The 464-nt window shown below is 70.0% G+C and carries 1 pseudogene; it reads left to right on the top strand.

From position 1 onward, the window contains the following. Positions 1–203 (top strand): annotated as a pseudogene (locus ACU8YE_RS24950) (ubiquinone biosynthesis regulatory protein kinase UbiB); the annotation flags it as partial. Between the last annotated feature and the right edge of the window lie 261 nt (positions 204–464).

Genomic DNA, 464 nt, shown 5'->3' with positions numbered 1-464 from the left:
CGCAGCTGCCGCGCCTCGTTCATCAGGCGCTCATCTCGCACCACGAAGCGCCGCGTGCGATCAGCGACGATCTGATCCGGCAGATTCTCGTCGAGCAGAGGCGAACCAACCGGCTGCTGCAGGCGCTCCTCGTGTTCGGGCTCGCGGTGGGCGCGGGCGCGGTGATCGCGCGGGTGCTGATCGTGCTCGCATATGGCGGTTGAGGCGCCGCCGGCGTCGGCGGCGTTTGCGCGGCCCGGTGCCGAGGCGACCGGTATCGGCGCACGATGCGGGGCGATGCGGGCGCGAGGTAGGTTTGAAGCGGGTTCGAAGCGGGTTCGAACGGCGGCCGGATACGGTCCACGGACGGCGCGAAGCGTGCGGATGACGGCGGATGAAGGACAGGCTTATGAGTCAAGGCGACGGCGTGACGAGCGAAGCGAACCAACCTGAGGCGGCCGGGCAGGCGACGGGCGATGCGCAGC

The sequence above is a fragment of the Ralstonia sp. VS2407 genome (assembly GCF_052950655.1).
This window is presented reverse-complemented; position numbering and strand designations above follow the sequence as displayed.